Below are 16060 nucleotides of genomic sequence, written 5' to 3'. Positions count from 1 at the left end.
CGGTGTGTGCGCCGGCCGCACTCTCGTGTCTTGCCGACACGAGGCTTCGACTGATTTCGTGATGACATGAGTGCCGTCGTGGATGTCCGGGTGCTGGGCCCGGTGCAGTTGCTGGTCGACGGCGTGCCCGTGCCGGTCGGCGGGCCCAAGCCGCGGGCGCTGCTGGCCTCGCTCACGGTGAATCGCCGCCGCGCGGTGTCCTCCCAGGCGCTGGCCGATCTGGTGTGGAACGAGCAGCCGCCGGAGGCCTATCTGGCCAGCCTGCAGGTATTCGTCTCGAATATTCGCAAGGCCCTGCGCAATTCGGGGGTGGATCCGGCAACGGTGCTGCGCACCGAGGCTTCCGGCTATCGGCTCGACATCCCCGACGACGCCTGCGATCTGGGCCGGTTCGAGGCGGCCCGGCGCGCCGGGGTAGAGGCCGCGACGGCCGGTGCGCACGAGCGCGCGTCCCGGCTGTTCGCCGCCGCCCTGGCCGAATGGAGCGGTAAGGCGCTCGACGATCTGGCCGGACTACAGTTCGCCGACGCCTTCGCCACGGCCATGGACGAGGAGCGGTTGGTGGCGGCCTCGGCCCGCATCGATGCCGAAATCGCCTGCGGCCGTGCGTCGGCGGTGGTCGGCGAACTGCTCGCGATGACCTCCGCGCATCCGCTGCGCGAACCGCTGTGGGCCCAGTTGATCAGCGCGCTGTATCTGTCCGGCCGTCAGGCCGACGCGCTGGAGGCGTGCCGGCGGGTGCGCGCGGTGCTGGCCGAACAGCTGGGCATCGATCCGGGTCCGGCGCTGACCGAACTCGAGAATCGGGTACTGCGCCAGGAGCCGCTGGATATTCGCGAAGTCGCCGCGGCCGAACGATTGGCCAAGGCGATGACCGAGACGGTGACCGAGGTGCCGCGCGCGGCCCGGGGCGGCCGGTTACGGCTGCCCGACGGGCGCACGGTGCCGATTCCCAAGGGCGGCATGACGATCGGCCGCATGACCGACAACGATCTGGTCCTCGACGATCCGAAGGTCAGCCGCTATCACGCGCATATCTGGTCGAGCCGGGCCGGACTGCTGATCAGGGATCTGCACTCGGCCAACGGCGTCTATCTCAACGAGCGGCAGATCGACAGCGGAGCGGTGCTCGGCGACGGCGACGCGCTGCGCATCGGCGCGACCGTGCTGCGCTTCGAGGCCGAGGGCTAGTTCTGCCAGGGGGCGCAGGCCACGCCCGTATGGTTCGGATCCAGTCGCAGATCGTATCCGGGCTGACCGGCGTACAGCGGCGCCTTCCCTGCGGCGATGACCTCCGAGCAGTTGGCGTAATAGGTCTCGTAGGTGTCTTGTTCGTGGCGATCGGTGCGCTGCCAGTCGCCTTTACTGTCGGTGGTCCAATTCGAGCCGCCCGCGCTGGGCGTGCTGTCGGTACCGCTGTTACCGGGTCCGGCGGCGAGGGCCAGCGGCGCCGAGACGACGCCCGCGGCGAGTAATCCGGCGGCCACCAGGGGCGCTGCGGAACGGCGGATATTCGAGAATTTCACGGCGACAACCCCGTTCGAGAAATGGTTCGAACCCACTGTATGCGCGTTACCTGTGAAGTATTCACAGCTTTTCTTCGGAAGTTTTCCCGGCGTGGAATGTCGCTGGTTGCCGGGTTCGTCCCGGTATGGTCGGGCGCGGGGCGAAAGGGGTTGAGCATGGCCATGCGACTGCTGGCCGCCGTCGGGGCGGTCGTCGTCGGCGCGGGTGCGCTGGTGGGTGCGCAGCATCCGCTCGCCGCCGCCGAAAAGGGCGCTGTCGCAACGCTTGCGGGTATCGGCCCGTGTGCCACCGACCCCGCGCCGGTGCATCTGCCGCTGGTACCCGAAACCCTCGAGGTTCCGGTGCCCTATCCGGTGTTCACCGTCGATCCCGGTCCGCCGCCCACCGCGGGGCCGGTGCGTTTCCCCATGGAGCTACCGCCGAATCCGTGCACCAATCCGTGCCCGGATCTCACAGATACCCCGGAACCGCCGCCCAGCCTGCTGAATCAGCTGGGAATGCCCGAAATCCTGTTGAATCCCAAGCCTTTCTTCTTCGCACTGCCCTCGGGCCCGGGGCCCGAACCGATCGCGCCGCCCCCGGCCCGGGCGAATCCGCCGATCGAACCGGCCGCGCGCGCCGTCGCGCGGCCCGCGCCGCGGATTCCGGAGATCCGCGAGGTCGCCAAGGTCACCGGCGCGGATTCGATCAATCGCACCGATAAGCGGTGGCAGGTGTACGGCACCGATCTGGGCATCATGTGGGAGAGCGCGCCCGGCGAGATCGCCATGGCCTTCGGCGATACGGTCGGCGTCGGCTTCCATCCGCCGGGCGGTATGGGTGGGGACTGGCGCAGTAATCTGCTGGCGTTCAGCAGTAATCGCGATCTGAACAACGGCATCGTCTTCGACCGCATGGTGACCGACGACCGCTGCCACGCCGCCGAGGTGCTGCCGAGCCGCAAGATGGACAATGTCGAGATCACGACCATCCCGACCTCGGGTTTCGCATTGGGTGAGCGACAGTATCTGAGCTACATGTCGATTCGCACCTGGAACAGCATGCCGGGCACGTTCTACACCAACTACGGCGGCATCGCCTATTCCGACGATCACGGTCAGACCTGGACCAAGGATCCCTACGCGCGCTGGGACAATATCTTCGGCGTCTCCAATTTCCAGGTGGGCGCGATGGTTCCGCAGGGCGACTACGTCTACATGTTCGGCACGCCCAATACCCGGCTGGGTTCGGTCGGGTTGGCCCGGGTGCCCAAGGACGCGGTGCTCAATCCCACGGCGTACCAGTACTGGCGCGACGGCAGTTGGACCCCGGTCGGCGGCGCGGGTTCGGCCGGTCCTGTCGTCGACGGTCCCGCGGGCGAGCTGTCGGTGCGCTACGACGCCGCCCGCGGGGTGTGGCAGATGAGCTATCTCGATACCGCGAAGGCGGCCATCGTTGTGCGCGAGGCGGATTCGCCGCAGGGGGCGTGGTCGGAATCGACGCAATTGGTATCGGCCACGCAGTATCCGGAGGTCTACGGCGGATTCATCCATCCGTGGTCGACCGGCTCGGATCTCTACTTCACGATCAGCACCTGGAGCGATTACAACGTCTATCTGATGCACGCCCGCCTGGAGGACTAGCTGAGCCGCACCTGCGCGATGGCCCGGCCGAACAGCTTCTTGCCGACCGAGGTGCCGCCCAGCACGACGGTCGCGGTGCGGCGTTCGGGATCGAGAGCCTTGATCCTGCCGGTGAATTCGATCTCGGCCGGGGCCGTCGGCTCGACCGGGACGAAGCCGGAGAAGCGCACGCTGTAGGTCTCGATGGCGGTCGGATCGCCCAGCCAGGCGGCCAGATAGTCCGCGCCGAGGCCCATCGTCAGCATGCCGTGCGCGACGACCGTCGGCAGCCCGGCCAGTTCGGCGGCGCGGTCGCTGAAGTGGATCGGATTGGCATCGCCCGATACGCCGGCGTAGTTCACCAGATCACCGCGGGTCACCTGGCGGGTCGCGATCGGTAGCTCGTCGCCGACCGACAGATTGTCGAAGGTCGGGGTGGTGTGCACGGCCCACTCGTTGCGGGATCCGGCCAGTTCGGGTGCGGCGGTGGCCTGTTCGAGCTCGATCGGGAACAGCACCTCCGGATCGCGGCTCGCGTCGCGGCGGTGCATGACCAGACCCTCGACCAGGCGCACGATCTCCGGATCGATCTCCTCGCCCAGCCGCGCGACGATCGTGGTGGTGGCGACCTGGACCACGATGTCCTGCTCGTCGACGACGGTGGTCTTGATGACGATGAAGTCGTTGCCGCGCATATGGCGGATCGAGACGATCTCGGCCTCGGTGCGCAGCCGGTCGCCCGCCTGGATCGGGCGATGGATCTCGAAGACCTGATCGGTCTGCAGCATCTGCGACAGGTCGTAATCGGTGAGGACGTTGTCCAGCAGCGCCTGCGTGGTGATACCGCCGATCACCGAGGTGAAGGTCGGGGGCGCGACGATGCCGGTACAACCGAGTTTGCCTGCGTCCGCCTCGTAGCGATGGGCCGGATGGTTGTTCTGGACCGCCCGCGCGAATTCGCGGATCTTCTCACGCCCGACCTCGTAGTGATCGCGGACGCGATAATGCCGACCGGCCAGTGCCGTGGATGCCGGCGCATCGGGTGCCAGCTCCGGCATATCCCTTGCTCCCTCAACTCTTACTGCGTAAATCCCTGGCGCGGGCCGTTCGTAACGATTCCGAACGGAAAGATTGGGCCCGCGAGTCCGGGACATGCTACCGATGGTGCCGGACCGAAGGCCAGCCGTCTGTGATGTTCATCGCGCGCGGAGCCGGGAGCGTGACACCGCGGCGACGAACCTCACATCAGCCCGCGGCGTTCGGGGGATCGCAGACCTTCCAGCCCTCGGGGGTGTGCTGTAGATCGAAGGTGCGAATCACCGCGCGGGTGGAATCGGCCTCGGTGTACACGCTGGCCTGCGCCGTCGCCTTCTGATCGGTGATCTGGACGGCGTCGATGGACGCGATCTTGGGGATCTTCTTCTGATCCACCGCGAGCTTGTGCACGCCGGCGTACTGATCCGGGGCGATGTTCTGATAGAAGTCGTGCAGCGCACCACAGGTGGTGTCGCGCAGCTTCGACAGGCTGCCGTCGGCCAGGGCGTCGGTATAGCCGCTCACGGCATCGCGGACCTGACCCTGCGGCGAATTGTCCTTGCCGCCCTTCAGCCCGAACACCGCGACGATCACCGCGATCACCACCACGACCGCCGCGCCCGCGGCGATCAGCCAGCGCTTGTTGCCGCTGCCGCTACCGCCGCCGGTGTCCGCGGGCTGTTGCGGCGGCGCGGCGGGCGGAACCCGGGTGGGCTGTGCGATCGGACGCGGGCTGACCGGGCGGGGAGCCTGCGGGACCGTGGGTTTCACGTCCGCGGGTGAGGGGGCGGCGGCCGGTCGCGGCGGGGTCTGGGCCGGGATCGACGGTCCCTGCGATCCCGGGTTGTTCTTCGGTCCCGTCACCGGACGCGGGGTCGGGCGCGGTTTGGCCGTGGGGCCCGCGCCGGAGGACACCACGCGATCGGTGCCCTGCTGCACGGGGGCGCGCTGGCCCGGCTGTTGGATCGGCAGCACGGTCGTGGCGGCGTCCGAGGGGTTCGAAACCTTCGGCAGTGCGACGGTTTTCGTATCGTCGCCGGGTTCGGCGGGTTTGGGGATGGCGACGGTTTTCGGGTCGGGGGCCTGCTCGGCGGGCTTGTCGACGATCTTGTCGGTCTTGGCGTCGGCCGTGCCGAACCGGACCGTCGGGGCCGCCGACTCGTCGGGTTTGTTCTCGGCCGGTTCTTTGTCCTCGGGCCGTCCCGCGCCGGTGGGGCGGAAGGCCGCGATCGCGCCCTTCGCCAGCCGTGGCGCGGCCGGATCGGCCGTTTCGGGCTTCTTCGGCTCGGCCTTCGCGCCTTCGTCGTTCCCGGCCGCGGTGGTCCGCTCGCTCTCGGCAGCGGCGGAGTCGTTGTCGCCCTTGGCCGTTGCGGGTGTGCGGGTCGGGAGCGGTGGGTTCGGCTGCGCGGGACGTGTCTTGTCGCCGCCCTCGGGGGGCGCGGACGCGTCGGGAGCGCCTCGGGCCGGCAGCGGCGGTTTCGGTTGGGTCGCTGGAGGTTCGGTAGGGCCGTTGTCGGGCGCGATGGGGCGCTTGACCGTTGTCGCGTCGCTGGACGGCTGGCCCCCGGCGTTGCCGCTCTTACCGGCTGGACCGCGCGGCGGGATCTTGATCGGGCCGACGGGAGCGCCCGCCGGAGGATTCGCGGGGCCGCGGGGCGGCAGTTTGATGGGTCCGCCCGAGGGATTGGTCGGACCCGGGCGACCGGTGGCGAACTGCGGGCGGATCTGACCGGCGGGCGGAGGCGTGGATGACTGCCCCGATGCGGCGTCCGCGGGCGGCTGAGTGCCCCGCGTCGGAAGCGCCCCGGCCGATCCCGGAGACCGCTGCGCCGGATCCGCGGCCGGGTTCTGCTGTGCACCGGGCGGACTCGCGGGGCGATTGCCGGGGTTCGGTTGTCCGCTCGGTGATCCCGCGGGCCGGTTGCCCTGGCCGGGTTGTGTATTCGCCGATTGATCGCCCGGTTTTTGCTGACCGCCCGACGATCCCGCACTGCGATTGCCCTGATTCGGTTGCCCGCTCGGCGCACCCGCCGGTTGATTACCAGGGTTCTGTGGTCCGCCGGGGTTGTTGCTGCGGTTTGGTTGCCCGCTCGCCGGTTGGTTGCCTGGGGTCTGCTGTCCGCTGGGCGATCCTGTGGGGCGGTTGCCCGAGTTCGGTTGGCCGCTCGCCGGTTGGTTGCCGGGGGTCCGCTGGCCGCTCGGCGATCCTGTGGGGCGGTTGCCCGGGTTCGGTTGTCCGCTCGGTGGATTGCCGGGGTTTGGTTGGCCGCTCGCCGGTTGGTTGCCGGGGCTCTGCTGTCCGCTGGGCGATCCTGTGGGGCGGTTGCCCGGGTTCGGTTGTCCGCCCGGCGCGCTCGCTGCTTTATTGCTCTGCTGTCCGCCAGGTGACGTTGCGGCGCGGTTGGCCGGGTTCGGTTGTCCGCTGGGCGGACTCGCTGGTGGGGTGCCTTGGTTCTGCGGTGCGTTCGGCGCGCCTGCGGGGCGGTTGCCCGGGGTGGGCGCGGTGGTGGGGTTGTTGGTCGGGTTCGGCGCGCTCGCCGGTGGGTTGCCTTGGTTCTGTTGTCCGCCGGATGAACCCGGGGGGCGATTGCCCGCGTTCGGCGGCGTGCCGGTTGGTCCGGGGCGGCCGGTGGCGGGGGTCGTGGATCCGCCCGGGCGGGGTGGGGCGGGCGGTGGGGCTACGGGTGGGCGGGCGCCTGGGGTCGAGGCGGAGGGGCGGGTGATGCGTTCGGTCTTGCCCGCGTCGGGAGTGCCTTCCGAAGATGCGGGACGCTGCTCGGCGCCGGCGGAAGACGGATGCCGGTCGGGCTTCTGGTCTTTCGGGTCGGACACTCGCTACCCCTCGCTCAACGTTCAACTGTGCACTCAGGAGGTCAGCCTAACGAGCATTCCCGGCAGCGGTGCACAATGAGCCCATGACCTCCTTCGGTGATCTCCTCGGACCGCAGCCGGTATTGCTTCCCGAAAACTCCGAAGTGGAGGAGGCGCTACTGGACAACCAGGATCCGGTCCAGGTGGCCGCCGCCCATCCGACGGCCTCGCTCGCCTGGGCCCAGCTTGCCGAGGATGCGCTGACCCGCGCCGAGGCCGCCGGCTCCGACCCCGAGGGCGCCGTGGGCCACGACACCATCGCCGCCTACGCCTTCGCCCGCACCGGCTATCACCGCGGCCTGGACCTGCTGCGCCGCAACGGCTGGAAGGGCTTCGGCCCGGTGCCGTGGAGCCATGAGCCCAACCGCGGCTTCCTGCGCGCGGTCGGCGCCCTGGCGCGCGCGGCCCAAGCCATCGGCGAGAACGACGAATACGCCCGCTGCCTGGACCTGCTCGAGGACTGCGACCCCCGCGCCGCCGCCGAACTCGGCCTCGACTGATCCACGGAATTGGTACTCGAGGCACCGTTCACGGTCGAGACCTTCCGCGAGGGCGGACGCCAGCGTTTCCACAACGGTCTGACGCGGCTGCGCAAATCCGCGCTGCCGATCGTGCAGTGCGCGGTCGGCGCGGCCCTGGCCTGGTTCGTCGCCCATCAGCTGATCGGTCATCCGCAACCGTTCTTCGCGCCCATGGCGGCGATCATCTCGATCGGCGTCTCGTTCGGCGCGCGGCTGCGCCGCTCGGTGGAACTGGTGGCGGGCGTCGCGGTCGGCATCGGGATCGGTGATCTGTTCATCTCTCGCGTCGGCGCGGGGGCGTGGCAGATCGCGCTGGTGGTCGCGGTCGCGATGGCCACCGCGGTCTTCCTCGACGGCGGCGCGGTCATCCCCATGCAGTCGGCCAGTTCGGCGGTGCTGGTGGCCACGCTCATGCCCCCGCACACCGGCGGCGGTACCAACCGCATGATCGATGCGCTGGTCGGCGGATTCGTCGGCATCGTCGTGGTGGCGGTGATTCCGCTGCATCCGGTGCGCCGCGCCCGCCAGCAGGCCGCCGACATCCTCGCCGTGGTGGGCAAGTCGCTGACCGAATGCGCCGACGGCCTGCTCGAGCAGGATCCCGAAAAGATCAAGCTCGCACTGGAATCCGTGCGCGGCACCCAGCCGCAGATCGATGGCCTGCGCAATGCGCTCGAGGGCGGTCGCGAGGTCAGCCGCATCTCCCCGCTGTACTGGAATTCGCGTCGCCGCCTGGAGACGATCCGGGCCTCGGCCGATCCGCTCGACAATGCCGTGCGCAATACCCGGGTGCTGCTGCGGCGCGCGCTGACCCTCGTGCGCGATGACGAGATCCTCGATCCGCGCATGATCGAGGAGATCGAGGAACTCGGTAAGGCCGTCGATGTGGTGCGCCGCTACATGCTGGCCGATCCGGACGAACAACCCGATGCCGCCGAGGCGAACCGGGTGCTGCGCCGCGTGGCCAAGGGCGCTACCAAAGATCTCGTCGCAGGCGCGGGGCTGTCCGCGCACGTCGTCTTCGCCCAGTTGCGTTCGACCGTGGTGGATCTGATGCAGGTGTGCGGTGTCAAGCGCCTGTCGGCCATCGCGCTGCTGCCGCCGACGGTATCGCATCCGTATGTCACGCCCGAGGACTAGCGAGTAGGCGCGGGAAAGTACTTCGGGTAGCGCGCTACTCGTGTTCGCGATCGGTCACGCCCGTAGCTTTTGTGTTGACCGCGCCGACGAGGGGTGGTGTGGTCGAAACTTCGCGAGGGATGCGCGACGTCGAACGGCCGCCGGTGGTGTGGGCGGCCGGTACCGGGTCCGATGGTCGCACTCCCGAGCGGAGCCGGGTCGCTCGGCTCGAGCAAGGCGGGTCGGGCGACCCTCCTTCGCCGGGCCGTCGGCGGAGCAAGGGGGCCGCCGACGGTTCGGTGTCAATGCGACCAGAAGGTCACCAGATACAGCCCGGCGTCGTGCCACAGCGGCGGCACACCGGACAGCCGGAACAGCGCGTCCACGAGCGCGAAGAAGGCATTGGCCACCGGCCGCAGACCCCACAGCACGGCGAACAGCAGCAGCATGCCGTAGGGCTTGAGCTGATCCAGCGACCGCCGCGTCTGATAGCTCAGCGAGGGTTCCAGAATTCCGTATCCGTCGGTGCCCGGAATCGGCAGCAGATTCAGAACGGTCGCGGTCACCTGCAGAAATGCCAGGAAGCTCAATCCGAACCAGAACGCCCCGTGTGAAGTCGCCGAGCCGAACAGCCGGACGATCACCAGCAGCACCACCGCGCAGAGCGCGTTGACCGCGGGACCGGCCCCGCTGATCATGCGCTGGACGCGCGGGGAGAACAGATGGGAATGCACATAGACCGCACCGCCGGGCAGCGCGAAGCCGCCGAGTGCGATGAATACGATGGGCAGGCCGATCGACAGCAGCGGATGGCTGTACTTCAGCGGATTGAGCGTCAGATAGCCGCGCAGTTCCACCTCGTGATCACCGGCCCGCCACGAGGTGTAGGCATGTCCGAACTCGTGCAGGCATACCGAGACGATCCAGCCGAAGACGACCATCACGAATACGCCGATACTGGCCTGCGTCGAGGTCCAGTCCTCGGCGTACCAGGCCACCGCGCCGCCGGCGATGGTCAGCCCGACGATCAACAGGAAGATCGGACTGGGGCGCACCGCCCCGGATGTGCGTCGGGTGCCGAAGGATCGGTTCATCGCACAAGCATCCAGGGCTGATGGTGGCGATAGAAGCTCGAACGCGGGACCGTGCGGTCGGTGGCGACGCCGTCGCGGGTCACCATCGCGCCCGGGGTGCCCACCTGAACCGCGCGCCCGGCGATCCAGCGCCGCCTGCGCAATCCGCGCTGGACGGCCGCGCGCACGCCGGGTTCCTCCAGCGTCGGCGAAACATGCAGGGCCGTAACCTTTCCGGTGAACAGCCGGATGTCGTCGACATACGCCTCGCCCTCCAGCTTGTCCCCGTCGCGGCCGGTGATCGTGGCGCGGCCGACCAGCACCGTGCCGGTGTCGTCGCGGATCAGCGGGGTCGGCAGCGGCTTGCCTTCGAGCGCTCGTTTGGCCGCGGCCGAGCCGGTTCCGGTCTGATAGGCCCGCGAACCGTAGGTGCGATCGACTGGGACGTAACCGATTTCCACATGCAATCGTTCGGTGCGCAGCAGATGGGTAAGTACCGCGGCCAGGCCCGCGTCCTCGCCGAGCACGATCAGGCGCGGCAAACTGTCGGCGGCCAGGACGGGCAGCAGTTCATCGATCGCGCTGCTGTCGGGAATGGCCGCGGTCTGGGTCATGGGCAGCGACGCGAGCGCGATCGGCACCGGCGCACCATTGCAGCGGAGAACATGGGTACTCAACTGCGGTACACCCTCCTCGGACCTGACAACTGCATCGTCCTTGCTGCGTCGGGCAGGCCGGCGACCCACCTTCGGCTGCCACCATAGCCCGCATTACCCCTGCCTCGCTTCGCTCGGCGGGGACAAGGGTGTTGGCCGCGTGGCGGGATGGTGGTGGCGGGATGGTGGTGGCGGGATGGTGGTGGCCGCGTGGCGGGATGGTGGTGGTCGTGTGGCGGGGTGGTGGTGGTCGTGTGGCGGGGTGGTGGTGGTCGTGTGGCGGGGTGGTGGTGGTCGTGTGGCGGGGTGGTGGTGGTCGTGTGGCGGGGTGGTGGTGGTCGTGTGGCGGGGTGGTGGTGGTCGTGTGGCGGGGTGGTGGTGGTCGTGCGGCGGGTGATGGTGGTCTGTGGCGGGGTTTTGCGGTGCGGGCCGGTTCGGGGAAACGATCTTGGGTTGTATGTCGTTGCCGTCGGAACCTTGGTTCACCTATCTATTAGACTGTGCTCCCGGCCACCGCCTCGGAAACGGCAGGTAGCTGCAGCACCACGGGTGTTGCGCGTCGAACCGTAGGAGTCTCGAAATGCCGGCAATCGTCCTGATCGGCGCCCAGTGGGGCGACGAGGGTAAGGGCAAAGCCACCGATCTGCTGGGTGGGCGAGTCCAATGGGTGGTTCGCTATCAGGGCGGTAACAATGCCGGCCATACCGTCGTACTGCCCAACGGCGACAACTTCGCGCTGCACCTGATCCCCTCCGGCATCCTCACCCCGGGCGTGACCAATGTCATCGGCAACGGTGTGGTGGTGGATCCCGGTGTGCTGCTGGACGAGCTGGCCGGACTCGAGGATCGCGGCGTGGACACCTCGCGGCTGCTGCTGTCGGCCGACGCGCATCTGATCATGCCGTACCACGTGGCCATCGATAAGGTCACCGAACGCTTCCTGGGCAACAAGAAGATCGGCACCACCGGCCGCGGTATCGGCCCCTGCTACCAGGACAAGGTCGCGCGCGTGGGCGTGCGCGTGGCGGATCTGCTGGACGAGAAGATCCTCACCCAGAAGGTCGAGGCCGCACTGGAGTTCAAGAACCAGGTGCTGGTGAAGATCTACAACCGCCGCGCCCTGGATCCCCAGCAGGTCGTCGACGAGGTGCTCACCAAGGCCGAGGGCTTCGCACACCGCATCAGCGATACCCGCCTGCTGCTCAACCAGGCCCTCGAACAGGGTGAGACCGTCCTGCTGGAGGGTTCGCAGGGCACGCTGCTCGATGTCGACCACGGCACCTATCCCTATGTGACGTCGTCGAATCCGACCTCGGGCGGCGCGGCCGTCGGATCCGGTATCGGGCCCAACAAGATCGGCGCAGTCCTCGGCATCCTCAAGGCCTACACCACCCGTGTCGGTTCGGGCCCGTTCCCGACCGAACTGTTCGACCAGTCCGGCGAGTACCTCGCCAAGACCGGCGGCGAGGTCGGGGTGACCACCGGCCGCGCGCGGCGCACCGGCTGGTTCGACGCCGTGATCGCCCGCTACGCCACCCGCGTCAACGGCATCACCGATTACTTCCTCACCAAGCTGGACGTGCTGTCGAGCCTGGACCGCGTGCCGATCTGCGTGGCCTACGAGATCGACGGCGAACGCGTCGAGCAGATGCCGACCACTCAGACCGAATTCCACCACGCCAAGCCCGTTTACGAGGAAATGCCCGGCTGGTGGGAGGACATCTCCGGCGCCCGCACCTTCGAGGATCTGCCCGCCAACGCGCAGGCCTATGTGCGTCGTCTCGAGGAACTGTCCGGCGCCCGCGTCTCCTGCATCGGCGTCGGCCCGGGCCGCGACGAAACCATCGTGCGGCACGACGTTCTGGGTCAGTAGCAGGTCAGCGGGGCCAGCGGATCCGCCGCGTGCGGGGTGAGGGCGGCATAGGCGGCCGCGATGGACTTCACCCCCAGGCGCAGATCCGCCTCCTCGCGGGTGAACGGCAGCCGCAGGAAGCGTTCGAACGCGCCCTGGACGCCGAAACGCGGTCCCGCGGCGAGCAATACGCCGTGATTGGGAGCCGTGGCGGCCAGGGCGGTGGAGACCGGCGCGGGCAGCTGCACCCACAGCGACATCCCGCCCGCACCCGCCACGGCCCGCCAATCCGGCAGCTCCTCGGCCATCGCGTCGAGCAGAGCCGCTCGGCGCGAACGCAATTGGTCGCGACGGTGGGCCAGGATGGCGTCGGCGTGTTCGAGTAGGTAGCCGGTGGCCAGCTGATCCATCACCGGCGTACCCAGATCCATACTGGAGCGGGTGCCGAGCAGTTTGGTGATCAACGCCTGATTGGTGCGGATCCAGCCGACGCGCAGGCCGCCCCAGAACGACTTGGACGCCGAGCCGATCGTGACGATCTCCGAAGCGCGCGCGAAAGCCGCTGCGGGCGGGGGGTTCTCGCCGTCGAGCTGCTGATCGACCATGGACTCGTCGACAATCACCGTCATGCGCGTCTCGCGGGCGATGGCGGCCAGTTCGGCGCGCGCCTCGGCATCCATCAGCAGCCCGGTCGGATTGTTGAAATCCGGTACGAGATAGGCCGTGCTGGCTGCGGTTTGCCTTGCGGCGCTGCGGATTCCGTCCAGATCCCAACCGGCCTCGGGATGTTCCGGGCGCAGCGGCACCGGCACCGGGCGAGCGCCGACGTCGCGGATCGCCTCGATGGCATTGGGATAGGTCGGATGGTCGATCAGCACCCGTTCGGCCGGTGCGGTCAGCACATTGAGCAGCAGCCGCAGGCCGTGCTGGGCGCCCAGGGTGATCAGGATCTGGTCCGGATCGGTGGGCAGGCCGCGTTCGGTGTAGCGGCGCGCGACCTGCTCGCGCACGCTCAGCACGCCGACCGGATCCATACCGTGCGTGCCGAGGTAGAGCGGAAGTCCTTGGAGCGCGGAGGCATACGCGTCTGTCATCTCCGGTGGCGCGGACATGGCGGCGTAGGTCATATCGATCGTCGGCAGTTCGTCCGAGGACATCATCGCCAGAATGCTGCGGTTGGGCTTGTTCCCGTCGTGCTTGACGCTGGCGGGCAGCGCGACCGTACTGCGCGAACCCTGACGGCTGATCAGATAGCCGTGTTCGCGCAGCAGCGTGTAGGCCGAGGTGACCGTGGTGCGGCTGACACCCAGCGCGGTGGCCAGATCGCGCTCGCTCGGCAGGGCCACCCCCAGCGGGGCGCGGCCGTCGTGGATCAGCAGCCGAATCCCTTCGGCCAGAGCCAGATACGCCGGGCGGGCCGAGCGGCGGGTCGAGCCCTCGTCACCGTCGTCGTGGCGCCAGCGGCCCAGATCCCGGGTGAGGGTGGCCGCGCTGATCACACGTAATGCCATGCAGGCCAGTATTGCCCTGCTGGATATGTATTTCAAGTCCAGCTGCGGCGACGATGGCCGCATGCTCGCAGTATTGATCGTCGGGGTGATCATCCTCGTGACCGTCGCGGCGCTCCGCGACTACGCGCCGAGGCCACAGGAACGGGCGGCCTTTCGTCGGGCGAGCCTGACGCTGCGCCACTCGCTCACCGATTGGGACGCCGCCCGCGAACCGAGGGGGCCAGTGTCCACAACTGGACCGCTCGACGAGCTGACGCCAACAACTTGAGGCCAGTGTTGGGAAAGTGGCTATTCAGTGCGGGTCCAGATGGTCGCAAGATGGGGATATGTTCTCCTTCCTCGTCGCTCTGGCCGTCGTGGTGGCCTTCGCTGTCGTCGTGTATCGGTATGCCCCCAAGCGTGGTGAACGGGCCGCGGAACTGCTCGAGCGATTCCGTCCACATGCGCCGATGGCGGACTGGTCGATGTCGTATTACGACGATCAGCGTCAACTCTCGGATCTGGCCGCGGCGCAGGCGCACAGGGAGGCGGTGCCCTGCGCGAGCGCGGTGGCCTCACATCGCCTGGGTGTGCTGCGCCGGGCGGTCCAGTTCTGAGTAACTGGCCCGACTCTGTCGAGAATGTCGGTCCGGTACGGCAGACTGACCGTATGCCCGAACCGGACCGGCCGGCAGTCTCGGCCGCGCTTTTCGACTCTCCGATCGGCGTCTGCGCCATCGCCTGGACCGACGCCGGGGTGGCGCGGTTCCTGCTCCCCGAGTCCACGACCGAGGCGACCCGAAAGGCAGTCCTGCGCCGCTACCGCGGCCGCGAGGTGCGCGAGGCCGAGCCCACCGAGGTGATCGCCCGCGCCATCGAGGACATTCGCGCACACCTCATGGGCACACTCGACGACCTGCGCTGGATTCCGCTGGACCACAAGGGTATTCCGGAGTTCGACCGCGCCGTCTACGAGGTGACCCGGGCCATCGACCCCGGCCACACCCTCAGCTACGGTCAGGTCGCTGCCCGCATCGGCCAGCCACACGCCGCCCAGGCGGTCGGTCAGACCTTGGGCCGCAACCCGATTCCGCTGATCGTTCCCTGCCATCGCGTCCTGGCCGCCGACCATGCCCTGCACGGCTTCTCCGCACCGGGCGGCCTGGACACCAAGGAGCGCCTGCTGGAAATCGAGCGCACTCCGGGCTTCGGGGAACCGACGCTGTTCTGAGTCGGCTAGGGCTGTGGCGTAGGCGGATTGATCGCGTTCTGCAGATCCTGGACCATCGAGTCCGGGACACCGTCCGGGACGGGGGCCTCGAATTCGCCGATGCGCACGCTGCGTGGCGGAGGCGGCGGCGGGGGAGTCTCGGTCTTCTGCGGCGTATTGGGACGCGGGCGCGGAGCCGGGGCGGGAGCGGGGGATTGCGGTGTGGCGGCACGTAATTCGGCCGGCTCCTCGGTATCCGGCGCGGTGGTCACGCCGGGTTGCACCGGGCCGGGTTCGGCCTGCGCCAACCCGCTGTAACCCAGGGCGATCGCGAGGGGCAGCGCGGCCAGACCGATACGAATTCCAGCCATCACATTCCTACTTCGACGCTTCACGTCGAGACCACCACCCTCCCCGGGTTTCCTGCAGAGCCGATCACGACCGAAGTCGCTTGCTGCATCGTAGTCGCCGCCCGCCCCCCGATCCATCCCACAACCCCGAATGCCCTGCTACGCGACGGCTTTCACCAGCCCCAGGACCCCTCACCCTCGAACCCGGCGGGAGTCGAGGCGACGCTCTCGGAATCCGGGCTTTCGCTCTATCCGGCCGAACCGCGACCGCGGTGGAACGAACCCGATTGCCCACCCGTGACGGCGATCCACAGCCCAGTGCCTCTTGCCCACGAGCCCGGCCCGAGCCGCGGCGACGCTCCCGGAATCCGGGCCCTCGCCGTACCCGGCCGAACCGCGGCCGCGGTGGAACAAACCCGATTGCTCAGCCGTGACGGCGATCCACAACCCAATGCCACAGCGTCCGCACTTCGCTCTGCCGCACGGTTGTCGCTTCGACCGCATCCGACCTCGAGCCACCAACTGAAATGCCAGCCTTGCGGCATCGACTGCGGTGGGATGGGGTCGGGCGGACGGTTATCGAAAAGTCCTGCACCGCAGCGTCGACCGCGCCGTCGCGGCGGGTTGTCAGACCGCCGCGCCGAAAGCGGTGCCCGCCGCACCGCCGATGACGCCGCCCGCGATGCCGCCCGCGACGGCCGCCGGAACGCCCAGAACCGCTGCGCCGATCGCCGCACCGGCCAATACGCCGACGC

15 protein-coding genes are annotated in these 16060 nt (G+C 68.7%); 8 read left to right on the top strand and 7 right to left on the bottom strand.

What is annotated here, in order from left to right:
- Positions 1-66 precede the first annotated feature (66 nt).
- Positions 67-1191, top strand: coding sequence for a BTAD domain-containing putative transcriptional regulator (locus tag NP4_RS37125; protein ID WP_068008456.1), 1125 nt, complete (start codon positions 67-69; stop codon positions 1189-1191).
- Here the strand turns inward: NP4_RS37125 and NP4_RS43010 are convergent.
- The gene (locus NP4_RS43010) at positions 1188-1526 is read right to left on the bottom strand and encodes an excalibur calcium-binding domain-containing protein (protein ID WP_068008452.1); all 339 of its coding nucleotides are present in this window, start codon (positions 1524-1526) and stop codon (positions 1188-1190) included. The genes NP4_RS37125 and NP4_RS43010 overlap by 4 nt on opposite strands.
- Before the next feature lie 156 nt (positions 1527-1682).
- Between NP4_RS43010 and NP4_RS37115 the strand changes: the two genes are divergently transcribed.
- Complete coding sequence (locus NP4_RS37115; protein WP_068008448.1) at positions 1683-3149, top strand: glycoside hydrolase family 183 protein; 1467 nt, start codon at positions 1683-1685, stop codon at positions 3147-3149.
- Here the strand turns inward: NP4_RS37115 and NP4_RS37110 are convergent.
- The gene (locus NP4_RS37110; protein WP_068008444.1) at positions 3146-4186 is read right to left on the bottom strand and encodes a fused (3R)-hydroxyacyl-ACP dehydratase subunits HadA/HadB; all 1041 of its coding nucleotides are present in this window, start codon (positions 4184-4186) and stop codon (positions 3146-3148) included. The two genes, NP4_RS37115 and NP4_RS37110, sit on opposite strands and share 4 nt — an antisense overlap.
- Before the next feature lie 187 nt (positions 4187-4373).
- Positions 4374-6995: an Rv0361 family membrane protein gene (locus tag NP4_RS43005; protein WP_245998471.1), complete on the bottom strand. Its 2622-nt coding sequence runs from the start codon at positions 6993-6995 to the stop codon at positions 4374-4376.
- Positions 6996-7078: 83 nt separating this feature from the next.
- Here NP4_RS43005 and NP4_RS37100 point away from each other — a divergent pair, with 83 nt between their 5' ends.
- Positions 7079-7534 carry a DUF3151 domain-containing protein gene (locus NP4_RS37100; RefSeq protein WP_068008441.1) on the top strand — a complete coding sequence of 152 codons (456 nt, stop codon included), beginning with the start codon at positions 7079-7081 and terminating at the stop codon, positions 7532-7534.
- 9 nt (positions 7535-7543) lie between these two features.
- Positions 7544-8695 carry an FUSC family protein gene (locus tag NP4_RS37095; RefSeq protein WP_082876556.1) on the top strand — a complete coding sequence of 384 codons (1152 nt, stop codon included), beginning with the start codon at positions 7544-7546 and terminating at the stop codon, positions 8693-8695.
- 281 nt (positions 8696-8976) lie between these two features.
- Here the strand turns inward: NP4_RS37095 and NP4_RS37090 are convergent, their stop codons facing one another.
- Together NP4_RS37090 and NP4_RS37085 are read right to left on the bottom strand one after the other, a co-directional pair.
- The gene (locus tag NP4_RS37090) at positions 8977-9768 is read right to left on the bottom strand and encodes a site-2 protease family protein (protein WP_068008437.1); all 792 of its coding nucleotides are present in this window, start codon (positions 9766-9768) and stop codon (positions 8977-8979) included.
- Positions 9765-10424, bottom strand: a complete 660-nt coding sequence (locus NP4_RS37085) for a hypothetical protein (protein WP_068008432.1) — start codon at positions 10422-10424, stop codon at positions 9765-9767. Before NP4_RS37085 ends, NP4_RS37090 begins: the two co-directional genes overlap by 4 nt.
- A 559-nt stretch (positions 10425-10983) precedes the next feature.
- Here NP4_RS37085 and NP4_RS37080 point away from each other — a divergent pair.
- A complete protein-coding gene (locus NP4_RS37080) occupies positions 10984-12276 on the top strand; it encodes an adenylosuccinate synthase (RefSeq protein WP_068008428.1) in 1293 nt (430 codons plus the stop codon).
- Here the strand turns inward: NP4_RS37080 and yczR are convergent.
- Entirely contained in the window at positions 12270-13766 is a 1497-nt protein-coding gene (gene yczR / locus NP4_RS37075; protein WP_068008423.1) for a MocR-like transcription factor YczR, read from the bottom strand. The genes NP4_RS37080 and yczR overlap by 7 nt on opposite strands.
- Between yczR and NP4_RS37070 the strand changes: the two genes are divergently transcribed.
- From NP4_RS37070 to NP4_RS37060, 3 genes are read left to right on the top strand one after another with little or no spacing between them, the layout of a single operon-like run.
- The gene (locus NP4_RS37070; RefSeq protein ID WP_147288076.1) at positions 13738-14034 is read left to right on the top strand and encodes a hypothetical protein; all 297 of its coding nucleotides are present in this window, start codon (positions 13738-13740) and stop codon (positions 14032-14034) included. The genes yczR and NP4_RS37070 overlap by 29 nt on opposite strands.
- Positions 14035-14092: 58 nt before the next feature.
- A complete protein-coding gene (locus tag NP4_RS37065; RefSeq protein ID WP_068008414.1) occupies positions 14093-14362 on the top strand; it encodes a hypothetical protein in 270 nt (89 codons plus the stop codon).
- 53 nt (positions 14363-14415) lie between these two features.
- Positions 14416-14976, top strand: a complete 561-nt coding sequence (locus tag NP4_RS37060; protein WP_068008410.1) for a methylated-DNA--[protein]-cysteine S-methyltransferase — start codon at positions 14416-14418, stop codon at positions 14974-14976.
- A 5-nt stretch (positions 14977-14981) separates the two neighbouring features.
- Here NP4_RS37060 and NP4_RS37055 read toward each other — a convergent pair whose 3' ends face one another.
- A complete protein-coding gene (locus NP4_RS37055) occupies positions 14982-15326 on the bottom strand; it encodes a hypothetical protein (RefSeq protein ID WP_068008406.1) in 345 nt (114 codons plus the stop codon).
- Positions 15327-16060: the final 734 nt, after the last annotated feature.

Origin of the sequence: Nocardia pseudobrasiliensis NBRC 108224 (genome assembly GCF_001613105.1) — a bacterium.
In the GTDB taxonomy this organism is placed as follows: domain Bacteria; phylum Actinomycetota; class Actinomycetes; order Mycobacteriales; family Mycobacteriaceae; genus Nocardia; species Nocardia pseudobrasiliensis.
Note: the sequence above shows the minus strand (reverse complement) of the source record. Positions and strands in the feature narration are given on the sequence as shown.